The 16445-nt window shown below is 43.4% G+C and carries 13 protein-coding genes; 7 read left to right on the top strand and 6 right to left on the bottom strand.

The features are described from left to right. Position 1: 1 nt before the first annotated feature. Positions 2-2665 carry a nitrate reductase gene (locus R7D93_RS00255; RefSeq protein ID WP_213867763.1) on the bottom strand — a complete coding sequence of 888 codons (2664 nt, stop codon included), beginning with the start codon at positions 2663-2665 and terminating at the stop codon, positions 2-4. Between the two features lie 292 nt (positions 2666-2957). Beyond that, a complete protein-coding gene (locus R7D93_RS00260) occupies positions 2958-3392 on the bottom strand; it encodes a GNAT family N-acetyltransferase (RefSeq protein ID WP_054574324.1) in 435 nt (144 codons plus the stop codon). A 379-nt stretch (positions 3393-3771) separates the two neighbouring features. On the opposite strand from R7D93_RS00260, the gene R7D93_RS00265 reads away from it, so the two are divergent. From R7D93_RS00265 to R7D93_RS00285, 5 genes are all read left to right on the top strand, one after another. Then, complete coding sequence (locus R7D93_RS00265) at positions 3772-5028, top strand: aromatic amino acid transport family protein (protein ID WP_005375868.1); 1257 nt, start codon at positions 3772-3774, stop codon at positions 5026-5028. A 611-nt stretch (positions 5029-5639) separates the two neighbouring features. Continuing rightward, the gene (locus R7D93_RS00270; protein ID WP_225496196.1) at positions 5640-7556 is read left to right on the top strand and encodes a tetratricopeptide repeat-containing diguanylate cyclase; all 1917 of its coding nucleotides are present in this window, start codon (positions 5640-5642) and stop codon (positions 7554-7556) included. Between the two features lie 10 nt (positions 7557-7566). After that, positions 7567-7908 carry a hypothetical protein gene (locus R7D93_RS00275; protein WP_213867765.1) on the top strand — a complete coding sequence of 114 codons (342 nt, stop codon included), beginning with the start codon at positions 7567-7569 and terminating at the stop codon, positions 7906-7908. A gap of 248 nt (positions 7909-8156) precedes the next feature. Continuing rightward, the gene (locus R7D93_RS00280; RefSeq protein ID WP_031781132.1) at positions 8157-9935 is read left to right on the top strand and encodes a S8 family peptidase; all 1779 of its coding nucleotides are present in this window, start codon (positions 8157-8159) and stop codon (positions 9933-9935) included. Positions 9936-9947: 12 nt separating this feature from the next. Then, entirely contained in the window at positions 9948-10403 is a 456-nt protein-coding gene (locus R7D93_RS00285) for a hypothetical protein (RefSeq protein ID WP_025767689.1), read from the top strand. A gap of 146 nt (positions 10404-10549) precedes the next feature. Here R7D93_RS00285 and R7D93_RS00290 read toward each other — a convergent pair whose 3' ends face one another. The 3 genes from R7D93_RS00290 to R7D93_RS00300 all read right to left on the bottom strand — a co-directional run bounded on the left by R7D93_RS00290 (position 10550) and on the right by R7D93_RS00300 (position 13498). Continuing rightward, positions 10550-11479: an SRPBCC family protein gene (locus R7D93_RS00290; protein WP_225496197.1), complete on the bottom strand. Its 930-nt coding sequence runs from the start codon at positions 11477-11479 to the stop codon at positions 10550-10552. A gap of 137 nt (positions 11480-11616) precedes the next feature. Then, complete coding sequence (locus R7D93_RS00295) at positions 11617-12858, bottom strand: sensor histidine kinase (RefSeq protein WP_054576761.1); 1242 nt, start codon at positions 12856-12858, stop codon at positions 11617-11619. Further along, positions 12830-13498, bottom strand: coding sequence for a response regulator transcription factor (locus tag R7D93_RS00300; RefSeq protein WP_053303698.1), 669 nt, complete (start codon positions 13496-13498; stop codon positions 12830-12832). The genes R7D93_RS00295 and R7D93_RS00300 overlap by 29 nt, the downstream gene beginning before the upstream one ends. Before the next feature lie 89 nt (positions 13499-13587). On the opposite strand from R7D93_RS00300, the gene R7D93_RS00305 reads away from it, so the two are divergent. After that, positions 13588-14787 (top strand): DUF5666 domain-containing protein, encoded by a 1200-nt coding sequence (locus R7D93_RS00305; RefSeq protein WP_171345426.1) that lies wholly within the window; start codon positions 13588-13590, stop codon positions 14785-14787. Between the two features lie 149 nt (positions 14788-14936). Further along, on the top strand, positions 14937-15233 hold the full coding sequence (locus R7D93_RS00310) for a hypothetical protein (protein WP_017634219.1): 297 nt from the start codon (positions 14937-14939) through the stop codon (positions 15231-15233). Between the two features lie 96 nt (positions 15234-15329). On the opposite strand, the gene R7D93_RS00315 is transcribed toward R7D93_RS00310, so the two are convergent. Beyond that, entirely contained in the window at positions 15330-16379 is a 1050-nt protein-coding gene (locus R7D93_RS00315; RefSeq protein WP_017634220.1) for a hypothetical protein, read from the bottom strand. Between the last annotated feature and the right edge of the window lie 66 nt (positions 16380-16445).

Genomic DNA, 16445 nt, shown 5'->3' on the forward strand with positions numbered 1-16445 from the left:
CTTACTTTATTTGAATAGCCAGACTTTGCTGGTTCGCTTGCTGTTTGCCCTTTTGATGCTGATGACTGTCGACCATTTGTTTGATTTGAGAGACGCACGAGCCACAGTTGGTGCCGCATTTGAGTTTGTTTTGAAGCTGGGTCAGTGACGTGCAGTCTTGTTTCTCCATCGCGTCATGTATTTGTTTATCAGTGACACGGAAACAACTACAAACCAGTTTGGCACTGCTTTGCGATTGAGTGATGGTAAGCAGTTGCGATAGCTCCATTGGCTTGCCAATCAAGCCGGTAAAGTTGGTGTAGTCGGTTTGAATCGGTTCACTAGACACCACTAAAACAGAACGAATGATACGAACGTCTCCAACAAGGTCGTAATCCACTGCTAACCAACCTTGGGCAATATCTATAGTAATTCTGCGGCTCTTTTCCGTTCGACAAAAACTCTGCTTCTTTGGTCGCTTATCGTGTGCAAAGCGCCAAATGCCCAAATTGCTTTCTGCTTGAAATGCGCTGTAGAGAAATTTACCGGAATCAAACTGTGTACCGATGAACATACCGTAGGTTTTTACCGCCGCATCTTGCACTTCAACATAAGACGACTTAAACGCAGGCTGCCCGGAAATAGGGTCTTTTGCGCTGTTTACTATCGCGTTAACACTGCTTTCACCGCCATATCGACCCGCCCAGTGCATTGACATAAATAGCTCTTGAAAACCCAAACCTTCATCAATGGCAACTTTGGCATAAATACTGGTGTTTGAAGTAGGCTGAAACAGCTTGGTGAGTTGTCCTGCTTTTAAGCGATTTTGAGTAGCAGAGAGTGTGTTCATGTACACGGTTGGTTCTAACTCAGAGGCGGCAAGGTGTGCGATATGACCTGTGCGCGTCATGGTATGCCATTGATCACGTTGCCTGCCCGTATTGAGCCACCAGCCTTTTGTTCTTTCTAAACGCGTAGGAGATTCACTGGTCACGACAAAACGTGCTTTACCATCTGGGTGCGAATAGATTCCATCAGCAAAAGGACGCTCTCCTCCCCATTGTGTCGGCATCCACTCTTCGTATTCTTGCTGGGTTAAGTTGGCGTATTGAGAAAGATCTAGCTTCAATGGCGAATCTGCATTCATGCCTGTCATCGCGGCATATTCCCTGAATACCGCCCGCTCAGAAGTAAACGCAAAGCCATTTTGTGTCTTTTCCAATGCACACAGAGCTTGCCCGACTTGGCTTATCGCCCACCAATCTGATTTTGCTTCACCCGGAGGCGTTTGAAACTGGCGCTGCCTTGAAAGTCGACGCTCAGAATTGGTCACCATGCCTTGCTTCTCCCCCCAGCCAGCAGCGGGCAGCAACAGGTCCGCGTAATGCGCTACATCCGAATCCGCTGTGATATCGGAAACAATCACAAACGGACAAATCTCTAGTGCTCGTTTTACCAATTGGTTATCTGGCAAAGAGACAACAGGATTAGTTGCCATGATCCACAGAACTTTAATCTCACCACGCTCTACCGCCTCAAACAATTCAACGGCTTTTAAACCGGGCTGAGTGGCAATTTCTGGTGAATCCCAGAACGCTTGCACTTGCTCGATAGACTCTGCGTCAAAAGCACGATGAACCGCTAATTGATTTGCCAGTCCACCGACTTCTCGCCCACCCATTGCATTCGGTTGACCTGTAATAGAAAACGGCCCGCAACCTGACTTGGCAATTTTACCTGTCGCCAAATGTGCATTAATAATGGCATTGCCTTTATCGACACCATTTTCGGCTTGGTTAACCCCTTGGCAAAACAATGTGATTGCGGTTGGGCTTTGCGCAAACCATTGGAAGAATGTCGTGAGTTTTTCTTCTGAAATGCCAATGGAAGACGTTAGATTAGTGACATCGTAACGTAAATCAGAAGCTTCTTCTGCAAGCGCATCAAACCCGTCGGTATGGGAATTTATGTATTGAGAATCAAGGCATTGCTGATCAATAAGAAACTTAAGCAGCCCATTAAAAAGTGATACATCCCCATCGTTTTTAATCGGTAGATGCAAATCGGCTTGCTGCGCTGTGACCGTTTCACGCGGGTCAATGACCACCAGCTTGAGGTTAGGATTGCTCTCTCTCGCTTGTTGAATACGTCGGAATAAAACAGGATGCGTCCAAGCGGTATTAGCACCGCAAATTATCAATAGCTCAGTCTTATCAATATCGTCGTAATTGACGGGAACGACATCTTCACCAAATGCTCGTACATGAGCCGCAACCGCCGAAGACATACACAAACGGGAGTTCGTATCGATGTTTGCGCTGCCAACATAGCCTTTCATGAGTTTGTTGGCGACGTAATAGTCTTCCGTCAACAACTGGCCAGAAACATACATAGCGACGGAATCCGATCCAAACTCCGCTCTCGCTTGATGAATCTTTTCTGCAATCAGATCCGTGGCTTGTTGCCATTGCACTTCTTGCCCTTGAGGTCGCTGCTTGGTGACAAGCTTTGGATACAGCAAGCGCGAAGGCATATTCAAGCTCTCTGCCAACGCGACACCCTTTACGCACAGTGACCCCGCATTTGCAGGATGGCACGCATCCCCAACGATTCCTTTCGCATTGACCTCGACACCACATCCAACACCACAATAGGGACAAGTGGTTTTTTTGCATCCTTGCGACATAACACCTCCAGTGCGATTCAGCCCAACTTACTAGCAAAAAAAAGCCTCTCCCGAATCGAGAGAGGCAGCAATGCCTTTAACGCTGTTAGTACATTTTCAAAAAGTAATACCCTATACCGCTCTCGCCTGCTATTGAGAGCGGTGCATCGAGTTATCGATGAACGTTTATGTAAAGCAAGTGAGGTGCCAAGATTAAAAACCATTACTATACAAAAGGTTAGCTTAAAACCAATTATAGCAACGTAATGCTACGCACTGATTGTGTGCAAATTTCGGTCATTATCGTGCAGTATTACTTTACTAATTCCATGACTAACCTGGATTCTTCGTCACCAAAATAATGCGCTTCTTCTTCTAACGTTTTAAAGCCAAGGGAGAGGTATAAAGACAATGCAGGTTGGTTCTTAGGATCGACAGTCAATTTCACGCTTGAGCCTAACGTCAACGGCGCAATAACGTTTTCTAGGAGGGAACGCGCAATACCTTTACCTCTATGTTGAATATCGACGGCCAATGACATGATCCAATATTGATGTGCATTTGTGCTAGTCGTTAGCAATATATACCCTGCGACCTGCTCTCCCTCTTTTGCTACCAGTAAGGTCTCTCCCCAACAATCAAAAGCTTGCCGAAAGAAAAATTGAGGATAGGCGTGTTCTCCAAATAAAGTATTTTCGAGCTTATATATGGCAAATAAGTCCTCTTTTTGCGCAGACAAGATGTCCATTCAATGACTCCTTCTTTAACATGAATGGCAGCAGTATACCTAAATCTCATCTAAATGACGGGACACAAACATCTCAATTAAGTGCTTAAGAAATGTAATATTCTTCCTGAAAATTAGGCCTAACTCACTTAGAACATACATCCGTGATTAAGTTTTAACCGCAAAATCAAAAACCACACAAGATGAAAATTTCAACACATACAACCATTAAGTACATTAAATTTAAGAACTTTATTCTGGTTTATTGAAAAATTCATAGTTGGATAATTTACAACCACCCCAAATTCACAGCATTATTCACCAAGCTTCGCGTGTGATAATAAACACTAAAACCTTTACCATTTTCAGCATTATTATTTTTATAAAAGCGAGTTTTAAAGTGAAAGAATCTCGAAATGCCTTAAATCCTAGTGAAATAAACACAACCACAGCTTGGTCAAAACATGATACACATTGGGTTCTTAGCCTATTTGGAACAGCCGTTGGCGCAGGCATCCTGTTTCTGCCAATTAACCTTGGGATTGGTGGTTTTTGGCCTTTAGTCGCGATGGCAGTACTTGCTTTTCCAATGACCTATCTTGCGCACCGTGGCTTAGCTCGTTTTGTACTATCTTCTAAGATCAAAAACGCAGACTTCACTGATGTAGTGGAAGAGCACTTCGGCGCAAAAGCAGGTCGTTCTATTTCACTGCTGTATTTTCTTTCGATCTTCCCGATCCTGTTGATATATGGGGTTGGAATAACAAACACAGTAGATAGCTTCATGGTAAATCAGGCTGATATGGCTTCTTTACCTAGACCTTTGCTTTCTGGCGTACTAGTGTTTGCACTAATTGCTATTATGATGGCGGGTGAAAAAGTAATGCTACGGGCCTTTGCCATTATGGTGTTCCCACTTGTTGCCATTCTTGCCTTTCTATCATTTTACTTAATACCGAACTGGACCATGCCTGTCATGGATGTGCCAGAAGCGTCAGCTTTTGCTAGCACTATGTGGTTAGCAGTTCCTGTAGTGATTTTCTCGTTTAGTCACGCAGCTGCAATTTCAAGCTTTGCAAATGTACAACGTCGCCATTACGGTAAGCAGGCAGATGCCAAATCCGAAGTTATTCTTCGCCGCACTAGCATCATGCTGATTGCCTTTGTTCTTATTTTTGTATTTTCCTGTGTGCTAACACTGTCACCTGAACAATTGGCTCAAGCAAAAGAACAAAACGTATCCGTATTGTCTTACCTAGCGAACGCAACCGATAATCCATTTATTGCAACACTTGGTCCTTTAGTAGCGTTTGTTGCTATCACTTCATCTTTCCTTGGGCATTTTTTAGGTGCGCGTGAAAGCTTAAATGGTTTAATTACCAAGCATTTTAACCTATCTGAGAAGCGTGTTGATCGTATCAGCGTGGCAGCACTGTTCTTCTCAATCTGGGCGGCGGCGATCATGAACCCAAGTATTCTTGGTATGATGGAAGCATTGTCAGGGCCTGTTATTGCAATGATCTTATTTATTATGCCAATGTTAGCGGTGTATAAAATCGAGGCGATGAAACAATATCGAGGAAATGTCTCTACTTACTTTGTTCTAGCAGCAGGCATTGTGGCGGTAAGTGCATTGATTTTTAGCTTCTTCAGCTAATAACTAAAGACTAGCTTGGATTTTCAGGGGAATACCTTACACAAGGTTAAGGTGATTCCCTGAATTTTCTTACTCTTTAAAAGGTAATCATCGTTACCCTTGACTCTTAAATAAGAGCGAAAACACCCGCAATCATAAGTACTGAAGCAATGCAGGTACGGCCGATAATGCCGAAGTGCGAAGGTTGAATCATTTCATTATGCATAGTTAATCTCCTATTTATTATAAAAGCCATTTTTTATTGGCTTAGTAACACTATGTCTAATATCCAGTTTTTTAACAACCCATACAAACATTAAATATTTATGACAGAAACGTAATTTTTTACACTTCACCCTGATTTCGAGCGATGAATCCGCGGCTTAAACCACTAGATTGAGTCCACCGAATATGCTCACTTACCTTCCATCGTTACCCTACCTATGCCATCTTCCAATCATTACATAAGTTTTCAATAGATTTTGTTTTTATAAATCATAATATTATAGAGATACTTCTCGTATCTCACTCCCAAAACACTTTGCCACTGGGAATCCATCCGCACTTAACCAACAAGAAATGGTAGACTTAACTGGTATTCGGTTAAGAGATCACATTTTATTAATACGCTCATGCACTTCTCAATTAAAACACTGGCTTGCGCACTTTGTACTGCACTTGGACTTTTCTTGCATCCCACCAACGTCGTACTGGCGAGTACCGAAAAGCAAGCTTATCTGGAAGAACACATTTCAGCAGAAAGCAAGCCCATGTTAAAACTCTACTTTCGCTCGATGGGTAAGCCGCGATCAATTCAAAAAGATGAGTTAAATGCGCCACAGAATGCATCAGCGGAGTCTCTTGCTCTGTATTACTTTGCACGAAAGTACCTTAAGCGTTACGAAGGCGTTCCATTACCGAAAGATATGCCCGATTTAATCGAATTCGGTAAAAAGCACCATTTGGAATGGGTCATCGCTGAAGCACAGCTCAATAAGGCTGTAACAATGATTGAGCAAGACGATAACTGGAACGCAGAATTGTTACTCCATGACGTTGTTTCTACAGCCCGTGATCTTGGTTATCTAGCATTAGAAGGCCGTGCTTACCGCTGGTTAGGCAATCTAGAAGTATCTCGAAATCAACTACGCAGTGGCCTAAAATATTATCGCAATGCCTATGAGTTATTAGAAAAAACAGTATTTGAAATACAAGTCGCGATGACACTGAACAACATTGGGACGGTCTACATCGACGCATCAGATTGGGCTCGGGCCAACAGCTACCTAACGCAAGCTCTCGACACTTACCTAGAGAGCGAATATCAATACGATAATAGCTTTTTTATGGGGGTTATCTACGCAAACCTTAGCATCGTTCACTCGAGCCTCGGAGATAACAAAAAAGCGGAATATTATTTCAATGAAGCCATTCGACTTTCAATGCAAACGGGGTCGGACACAGTCAAGCACCACTCTTTATCCAGCTTTTCACAAATGTTGAGCTCGGTAGGAAAAATTGATGATGCATTAATGGTCGCACAACGTTGCGTAGACCTGCCCATTCCAAAAAATCTAGAAATGCTAAAAACGTCTTGTTACGAGGCATTTGCAGAGGCTTACCTCGCAAACAAACAATACGATAGAGCTATTACAACAGCGCTTAACGTTCTAGAACAAACCAAATCAACCAGTGAATTAGAGCTGCGGCAGCGTATTGATATGCTTTCGGTACTGGTAAACGCTCATCAAATTCTTAATGACTATGAAGCTGCTTTTCATTATTTAACCCAATTAAGAGAGCTAGAGGCTGAGTTTTCTCATCATATTCATGGTGAAGAGATGATTAACATTAAGTTTGACCTCGAAGCTAAGTTAGCCCAGAAAGAACTCAAATTGCTAGAAACAAAAAATGCGCTACAAGCCTCTGAACTGCGTTCACAGCGCTATCGAGAAATGTTCTACTTTATCGCTATTGCGGCAATTGGAGTCGTTGGTTTTCGTTACGTACTGCGCGTTAGACGTATTAATAAAGCACTCACTCAAGAAAATACTACCGATCCATTAACTCAACTGCATAACCGTCGCTATCTTCACATTTGGTTGGACAAAATGGCTCGTAGAAGCCCAGATAGAACATTTGCCTTAGCAGTTTTAGATGTTGATCATTTTAAAACCTTTAATGATCAATATGGACACGATATTGGCGATAAAATGCTGACTCATATTGCCACGCTATTTAATGAATCCACTCGCTCTGGTGACCTACTCATTCGTTGGGGTGGAGAAGAGTTTGTCCTATTATTCGAAGTACAGCGAGTTGAAGATTGCGCTAAGTTTTTGGAGCGATTGAGATATACTGTTGAAAACACACCATTGGTGGTTGACTCTAAACCATTAAGCGCGACAATTTCCCTTGGAGCAGTGGACAAACTGTCGGCACAAACAATTAAACAAGAATGGGATCAGTGGTTTTTCTTGGCAGACCAAGCTTTGTATGATGCGAAGCAAGCTGGCAGAAACCAGTTCATCATTCACCCTACATCATAAAAAAGCACACATGAAAAAAAATCTAATCATTATTACTTTTGCGCCTCTATTTCTTATGGCGTGCAGTAATCAGCAAGCATCTCAACTGGGAATGCGCAGCAGCAGTGTCAACGTATATGCCCAGCAAATGAGTAACACTCAACTATGTGAAACTCTCTACTACAACCGTGCAACTAACCAAACCAAAGTGGCGATTGGTGCTGAGTTCAATCGACGTGGATTAAACAAAAAGTGGTGTGATAAAGAATTCGATAAGTTGTACATTAAAAAATGGATTGATAACGTGCTGCCTAAGAAAAAAGCCGAACCTAAAAAACCAATGGCAACTATTCAACCCGCTTCAACTAAATAACTCCTCTCTTGAAGCAGACGGTACACTCGTATTTTCTGCTTTTCACTTTTCATGCATGTTCGATACGACATATAAAAACCTCATAGTTTCAGCAAATTAACAAAGACTTATGTTGTCCATCGAACTTTTAATGTAAACAAGTTGTAAATGGTTTTCGTCCTTATTCTTTGTCGTTAGCTTTGTTTGTTCCTGTTAGCGGAATATGAAACAGGAACTAAAAAATTCCAAACAAAGACATGAGGTCAAAAATGGAAATACGCATTAATCGCCTATTTGCTGCTATGTTGGCAGTAGGCATTGCACCTGCCGTCTCGGCGTTTGATCCACTCTATTCTGAACAATGGCACTTAGACAACACGGGGCAAACTGCGTTTGCGGCTAATCCTGCTGTTGCTGGGAACGACTTAAACACTAAGCTCACTCAGGCAATGGGGATTGCAGGTGTTGGTGTGAAAGTTGCCGTCATTGATTCTGGAGTGCAGATCGATCACCCCGACCTTGCAGGTAATATAGTTACAGGTAGCAGAAACTTCGTCGAAGACTCTTCATTCCCACCAAGTTATCCGGTTGATACTAATGGTCATGGCACTGCTGTAGCCGGTTTGATTAGCGCCGTCGGCAACAACGGTGAAGGCGGACGCGGTGTCGCTTCTCACTCTTCCCTCATCGGTTTTAACTGGTTAGCCAACCAGACATTAGAAGGTTGGTTAATCTCCCATGGCATGGACCCAGCAACACGTGATGTTCGCGTATTTAACCAAAGTTACGGTTTCAGCCCTATAAACCCGATTACTTTTGATGAAAGCGACCCTCAGCTAAAACTTGAAATGGACGTGATGAAAAACGTCAGCGAGAGTAACGCCTGGGGTCGAGGTGCTGTATTTGTAAAGTCAGCAGGTAATGGTTACCGCTATTTCAATGCAGGGCGATTCTTCGTATTGCCAAGTAACTTCTTTGCTGGTGGAGACAATCAAGGCTTACCGATGCACAACTCTGCTCAGTCTTATGATAACGCCAATTACTTCAATTTAGTCACTAGTGCACTACGAGCGGATGGTACGCGAGCGAGTTACTCATCTGTGGGTTCGAACGTGTGGGTTGCAGCACCAGCAGGTGAATATGGGCAAGATTTCCCTGCTATGGTCACCACTGATTTAATGGGTTGTGAAGAAGGGCAAAATACCAGTGATGGCCTTGGCATTAATGGGTTACACGGCGGAACGGAGCTCGATCCGAACTGTAACTATACCAGTACGATGAACGGAACCTCATCGGCTGCGCCAAACACATCGGGTGCCATCGCGGCAATCATGTCAACCAACCACGCACTTTCTGCTCGTGATGTACGTGCTTTACTAGCGGAGACAGCAAAAGTAACGGATAAAGCGCATCCAGGCGTACAGCTTGAATTTACTAACCATAAAGGCGAACAGGTTAGCTACGAGGCCATTGCCCCTTGGCAGAAAAACGCAGCAGGCGTAGATTTCCATACTTTTTATGGCTTCGGCGCTGTAGATTTAGATGAAGCGATGCAACGTGCCCGGATGACGAATCGTGTTTTGCCAACTCAAGTCATTACGCCATGGGTTAATAACGCTACAGAAGTAAGTGTACCCGATGCAAGTCTAGTTGGTGGTTCTTCAAGTATCGCCATTGCCGATGAGCTGACAGTCGAATCCGTTCAAGTGACATTGACACTGGACCACGCTCGTCTGCCCGACTTAGCTATCGAGCTCATTTCGCCATCAGGGACTCGTTCCGTTTTGCAAACACCGCGCAATGGTCTTGTTGGTCAATCTCTTGATCCAACGATTACAGGCTACAAAGATCAATTAATGTTGTCTAACCAATTTTATGGCGAAGATGCAAAAGGCGAATGGACGTTGCGAGCAATAGATACGAACGGCGATGAAGTCTATTCTTACATTGCATATTTCAACTCTTCCACCATCTATGACGTTCCGATGGCAAACAACGCTCAGCCCGGTGTTATTAAGAACTGGTCGATGCGCATATTTGGACACTAAGGAGTCAATAACATGAAATACAAATCATTTTCTATGCTGGCTCTCGTTATCATGACGTCGAGTGTATACGCTGAACAACAGCTCTCTCAACAACCTGCACCAGAACTGTTTGTGCCATCAGAAGCGGTTGAGATTAATGGCCAAGATTATCGAAAAGTGCAAACTGGCACTGTTAGAACCCTATCTGAAGACGTAAAACTTCAAGCGGGTGATGAGGTGTTTAAGAATGCGTTTAGTAACGTATCCAAAGCCACAGGACTGGTTTATATCACCGTAAACAATCCTAACGAAGCGAAAGCAGTCGCCAAAGAGTTAAAATTAGAAGTTATCTTCGCAGAGGGGGAATCAGCGGTGTTAAAAGCATCTCAAGATCAAGATCTGCTAAGTATTAGCGACTACTTAAATGCAGACAGCCGGGTAAAAGCGTCTAAAATTGAACTAAACAGCGGTAAATACCGTGCACAATAATTCTCTAACAAGAGAAGTTGGCCTGTAAAACCATGCCTCAGCGATTGCTGAGGCATTTTTATGGGTAGGAACAGATACGCTATTATTCTTTAGTAACATTTCGCATAACTAGTATGATACCTAAACACCCTACTCGCCTGCGCCTGTCATTTCTTAAACAAAATAATTTCCGTTCTTAGCTCTTCTTCCGTGGTTTCCTTCGGGCTATTCAGGTAGCGTTCGATTCCTAAAGGATTGGTTTTGACTTTCATACCACTCTGACGAACCAAGTTCATCGCTAAAGCCCATGCATTTCCCAAAAACTGATATTCACCTCGGTGTTCAACGACAAATGTTTCACTCTCAGGAATGGTACCAGTAACCGCCCCTTGAGGCGCTGGTACTGAGTTATGAAGAGGAAAGCAAGTGATAAACTCGAATGTACCTTTCTGCATATCCATCGACTGGTAATAACAAAACAATTCACCATTCACGGATAGGGTTTCGTCAATAATTAACTGTTCTAGTTGCTGAACATGCTTCTCAATTACCGAACCTAATTCCTGCAAGCTAGCCACACCCTTGATCCCAATGTAATGAATTTGAGGCAACGTTCGGTTACCAATTTCGGCTAAGTCTGAATGCACTCGTCCGGTTTCAAGCTTACTTTTAAGCATGCGTAACCCACGTTGATAATCCATCTCTATCATCGACTTAAACATACTTTTCAGAAAGAACAGATACCAAGGGACGCGAGATTGCATTTGCCATTCGACTAAACAGCCATTTTGTGACGGCGTCACGATTAGAGTCACCTTTCCATGGCTCTTGATTGGACGAAAGAAATGCAGCTCCATATCTAATCGATGCTCTTGAGTACTTTCCAGTACAATCGCGCCAGTCCCAATACGCTGACCATTCCATTGATAACCAGCTCCAACGTGGCCCTGATTATCACTGAATGTCAGCTCGCAGCTTGGTTCAAGAATGATCCATGGTGACCAGCTGGGCCAGTGTTTGAAGTTCTTGAGATAGCCAATAATTTCACTTTGATTCTTATTAATTTCAATACTTCGGCTGACCTGATAAGAGAGCATAACGGTTCCTCGAGTTTCCGCTTCACTAACTTCAGTCTAATTCAAATTCCAGTTTTTTCTTGTTTGACTGCGGGTTAGATGCGTACGACAAGAAAAAGCCAGAGCGTTAAGTCTCACTTGAATCAATACGCACAAAGCTAAGAGCAGAACTCCACTTTTGCACTAAATCGAACACCATCATCGTCCAGTACTAACGCCCACCCCATCCGTTCACATATTCGTTGTACGATAACAAGCCCACAACCATAACCAGCGTTGTACGTCTCGTTGCCATCGTGACGGTTTAGGATCTTAAGCGCATGACCTTTCAACTCAATTTCAATATCTCCCACACTATAGCTAAAGGCGTTTTTAATCAGATTGTTGATTACAATGGTCACAAAACTCTCCGGTGCATTCACGACACCACTATGTTGTTCGTGCAAAGCGTAGTTCGAATCTTGCTTGGCAAATAAAGGAGCCAGCTCTTCCAGTTGTTTTTGTAAACAAGTAAGAAGCTGATGCTCTCCGTAATGCTGAGGCTCTATTTTCTCTTTACCAAGTAAGAGAAACGCTTCTGTCAGTACACGCATCTCGTCACAAGCTGACTGCATCCTCGTGATGGCTTTTTGCGCAACTCGAGGTTGATCAGGAAGACGCGTCAGAATGTCTGTTGAGCCTTTAATCACCATGATTGGCGTTCTCAACTCATGCGATGCAAAACGGCTAAATTCTTGTTCTCGTTTGAAGTAGCCCGCGATATCGTTCTTATTATCCAGCAAAGTCTGCTCTATCTGGCGTGTTTCGCTGAACTTAGTTTCAACTTGGAAAGCGGGTTGATCCGGTGACATTTGGCTAATTTTGTCTTCAATTTGCGCTAATGGCCGAGACAATATTCGCACCATGTAAATGCCATACCCAACCATGACAAATGAAAACAAACCACCGAGCAGCAGCGTAAACTGATGCAGCGAGCTTTCGTATTCGTCCAAGTAATCATCTGAGTCATCTTGAAATACAATGTACATAAGCCCCTTCCCTGAGGGATGGTTCAATACAACAAAGTGTTTATCTTCTTCACCAAGCAGGTATTCGTAAAAACCAGGTGAAGTAAAAGAGAGCAACCAATCCGGTGTCGGAGCTTCACTCCAATATGAGTTGAACTCCAATACGTTTGGCAATGGCGCATCCCAGCCCTGTTTCTCGAAATTCTCACTATAAAGCGCAGCTTCAGTATCGAGCCAGTGATGTAAACTCAGCACTTCCAGTTTGTTTTCTGCCACATAAATCAGCGACCAAAAAAGAGTAAACATCACAAACGTCATGACCCCAAAACCCCAACGGATCTTGCGATAAATGCTTGGATATTCGTTATGCTTTAAGTCGGTAACCTTGTCCATGAATAGTCTCTAATCGTGATTCTTCAAAACCTTTGTCTAGCGCGGTTCTTAAACCGTAAATATGGCTACGAAGTGCATCACTTCCGGGTGGTTCGTCTCCCCACACACTATCGATCACTTCTGTGCGCGAGACCGCTGCTGGAGCACGTTGGAGGAGCAATTTTAAAATTTTAGTTTGAATTCGACTCAGCTTAATTTCTTTGTCTTTTCTCGTTACTTTTCCTGTACGCGCATCTAAACAAATATCTGCAAATTTGAGCGCTCCGATATCTTGTCTTGGACCACGATTAGCCAAAGCATGAACACGCAAACTGAGCTCTTCCATCGCAAATGGCTTCATTAAATAATCATCTCCCCCCGCTTTAAAAGCCGCGATTTTGTCATCTAGCGTATCTTTTGCCGTTAGGAAGAGAATTGGCGTTCCACATAACTTATCTTGTCGAAGCTTCTGTACCGTACTGATGCCATCGAGCTTCGGCATCATGATATCCATGATGATTACATCGTAATGATTTTCCTCGATTAACTTAATCGCAGCCTCTCCATGAAACGCACAATCGATAATCATGCCTTCTAGCTCAAGATAGTCTGCAATCGTCTCCGAGACGTTATGGTTGTCATCTACAATTAAAATTTTCATAAAATCACATTTCTTCACGATCTCTTCACGATATGCCCAATAAGATACAGGCAATTTCCTAAACTCGCTCGTAAATTGAGGTTAATACAATGAAAAAACTCGCTCTTATTTCTGTAGTAGGTTTGGCATTGTCTGGTTGTGGTGGTTCAGGTGGTGGCAGCAATAGCGATAGCACATCAACTCAACCAGCAGTGAAACCAAGTGTAGCGATTGGCTCTGTTGAAGCGGTCAACGCTGAAGAAAGCACGTTAACCGTCAATGGACATACGTATCGTGTGTCTGAGGTGGTTTATGACGACACACAAGTGCAATTGGCCGATGTAAAACCAAAAATGGTGGTTCGCGTGGGGTCAGATATTCAGCAAGCTTCGGACAATGGCGTCCGAGTCACACTTGAACCAACCATTACAGGACGTGTCACAGCGATTGATCATGTGAAGAAAACATTTACGGTAAACGGCGTAGAGCTGCAGTTTGACGATTTAAGTGATGATATAGAAGTCAACGACTGGGTAATGGTGTCATCATTGCCAACTGCTGATGCGGGTTATCGAGTGTTGTCTGTGGTCGAACTCGACGTAGATAACGATTACCCAGTACTTGATAACGACTACGAACTGGAAGGCCGTATTACCAGTATCGATGAAAATGCTGGAACATTTAAGTTAGGTGGAAAAGTAACGGTGGCATATAACAACATTAGCCAACTTAGCATCGGCCAATGGGTGGAAGTAGAAGGTGAAATGCAAAACGGCATCTTCATGGCAAATGAGGTAGAAGTTGAAGGCTACGACGTCATAAGCAATGACAGCGATGTGGAAGGTATCGTGACTTGGGTTGCAAATGACTACAGTGAGTTCTCACTAAACTACCGAGGTGCATTCTTCATCGATAACGCAACACGATTTGAAGATGGCAGCAAAGCGAACCTAAAACAAGGCCAAGAAGTGGAAGTAACGTCTGTCGTGAAAAATGGCAAACGCATCGCTACCGTTATTGAGTTTGAGCAACCAGACTTTGACGATAACAACCAATGGCAAGGTAAAGAATTTGAATGTGAAGGATACGTATCAAACTACGATGCTGAAGCAAGAACATTTGAAATCGAGCATTGTGAGAATGATGCTGATCAAGTACTAAGTAACACCACCGTTGTGATTGATGCACAAACACGCTTCCAAGGCATTGAAGAACTTAACCTAAATGGTGCTCGTGTCGAAGTCGAAGGTGTGATCATTAACAACCAAAATATTGCCCGTGAAGTGGAGTTAGACGTTTACGACAACTAATCCCTTCTACGCTTAAGAAAAAGTGTCACTTCGGTGGCACTTTTTCTTTTCACCTTACTTTGCTTCCCAAGCTCAAACCAACAAATTCTCAGCCAAAGCCTTTTCTCTCCGTTACACTTTACCTATGTTCCACAAAATTGGTGACAACTATGAAAAAACGCAACCTCATTTTGTTAATCTTGTTTTTTGGTTCAGCCACGAGCTTAGCTAGCGTTATGGATCCTGACTGCGATGCAGAAAAGGCAGCTAAAGCCGCTGCGACAAAAGCCGTGGTTGGTGTTGGTGGTCGCTGTACGCCTAAAGAGGCACTGAAAGATACCGCAGTTGATGCAGGAAAAGACAAATTGCCAGATGAAGGGATGGCGGGTAAAGCTGTTGATGCAATGACACCGGAAAAAGAGAAGAAAACGGTGAAAGACGTAACCAAAAAGCTCAATAAAGATTGATACGCTTTCTTGTAGTTAACTTTAATAGCGAAACTCCCCCCTCCCAAAAAAAAGAGCGCCGATTGACGCTCTTTCCGAACTTTAATAGATAACCAATTATGCGGTCTCTGCTTCACCTATCCAATGATAATGGTGGTTGGCTTTTTTCCCCACTAAACCGAGCTCTGCCAATTCTTCAAATACCTTGTCTACCTCTTCCGCAGACAGCCTAAACTGTTTAGCAACGGCTTTTTTGGTGCACGTAATTTGATGCGTTTTAAGTGCATCGCTAACTTGCTCTAACAAGGTTTTCGGTTCCTTTGGTTCTTCTGGCTCCGGCGCAGCTGGTATTTCTTGCTCTTCTTCCTCTTTTATATGAGGAAGATAACCCGCAGGCGCTGGGTCTATATCGCGAACTGTTTTCAATATCATGCCCTCATTTCTGCGATAGAAATATCGGAACCGTTGCTCTTCACCAATCAAGCCAACAAAAAATGCAGCAAAGAAGTCCAAAAGAATCGAAAGAAATACAACCAAGCCAAGCTGAGCTTGTTGAGAGGTGGTACCAAATGCGTTGGCTAGGCTATCAATCAAACCAATCACTGATCCTTGCGTGACTGGCGGTAAACTATCACGCTCCATAGCCAAGCGTTGCTGCTCTTCACGTAAGGTTTTGTTTTGATCCTGAATGCGAGTTACACCAGTCGCGATACGCTCCATCTCGATGTATTTCTGCGCTGCCATATTGTTGAGCTCAATCTGCTTATCGATTGCCGCAATCTGACGATTAAACGCTTCCACTTTCGCCTGCTCTACCGAAATATGACTTTGTGCACTATTGGTTGCACTATTAATGCCACCAATACTACCGCCAATGGAAATCGCAGCTAAGACTAAATAAAACACGAGAGCGGTTGCTGCTCCTGTGTAGTTGCGATGGGCTCGGCGCTCACCGTATTCATACCAAGCGTAAAATTTACCCGCTTCAAAAATGATCGCTAAACCACCAAATAAGGTTTGCATCATCGGGTTTTCGTCGATCGACAAAAACAGCAATAGAGAAAAAATAGTCGATGCTAAAATCGCAGCACCGGTGAATGCATATACACTCACCATGGCAAATCGACCTTTAGGGTATCGATATCCAATCTGTTGTTCGTATTTCATTTGAGAAATTTCTTAAGATTAATCGCCCCTCCGACTAAGTAGGACGGACGTTTCTGGCATGTACAA

Source organism: Vibrio sp. YT-15 (genome assembly GCF_033337445.1).
Lineage (GTDB): Bacteria > Pseudomonadota > Gammaproteobacteria > Enterobacterales > Vibrionaceae > Vibrio > Vibrio alginolyticus.